This window comes from Elstera litoralis (assembly GCF_000963705.1).
GTDB classification, from domain to species: domain Bacteria; phylum Pseudomonadota; class Alphaproteobacteria; order Elsterales; family Elsteraceae; genus Elstera; species Elstera litoralis.
In genome coordinates this window covers 1-736 of sequence record NZ_LAJY01000757.1, presented here as the reverse complement: position 1 = coordinate 736, position 736 = coordinate 1, and the positions used below count along the sequence as shown (strand labels likewise).

The following is a 736-nucleotide window of genomic DNA, read 5'->3' as shown; positions in this document are numbered from 1 at the left end:
AGGCTGGGATATCCCGTCAGTGAATCATAGTGGCTCGCGACCCGCCGGAGTTATTCCGGGCCGCGTGTGTCCAACCGCATGATGTTTTTTCAACCCAATAACAACAAATATTGTTGCCGTGCTAAAATCAATTGCGACGATGCGCATACAGCAGTAACCAGGGACGAGCGGGAGAGAATGACGGCCGCGCGCGGAACCTTGATGGTTCCGCTACGTCATGTGCAGCCGAAATTAATAAAGATAGGGCGGGGGGATATGGCGATCCGGTTGGAAATAGCGGCCGCAGTGCAGACTTTTTTTTCAGGGGGATTACAGTGCTGCCCGTGAGAGACTTATGGGAGTCGGATTATCTGCGCGCCAAGCTCGCCGACTTTGGATCGGAGCCGGCCTTCCGCGCGCGGAGACGCTGGTAGGAGTACTGGCTGCGATACCTAGTTTGACGCGGCTGATTACCCGGTCAGACCCGAAAGTTGCAGTGGACCATCTTAGTATTTTACAGGCACTTTCGCTCGCTAAACCCAGTCATGCCTTGGAGTATTGGATTACGGATCTGGGGATGGATCTTGCTGAATCAGGACTTGAGGCCTGGGCGGCAGGGCATCTTGGGGTCGATCCAGACGTAACACATGCCGATCTGGTTATGGTGCTCGTCAGAATGCATGGGTACATCTCGCTCTGTGCGACCGGCGATGGGCCACTTCTGATTTCCTGGTCTGTGCTCTCCGTTGATCCGGCG

1 protein-coding gene is annotated in these 736 nt (G+C 55.2%); it reads left to right on the top strand.

All coding sequences use genetic code 11. The annotated features are described in order from the left end of the window. Positions 1-436 precede the first annotated feature (436 nt). Positions 437-736: hypothetical protein (locus VZ95_RS27585; protein WP_232302764.1), on the top strand; the 300-nt coding region annotated here is incomplete at its 3' end.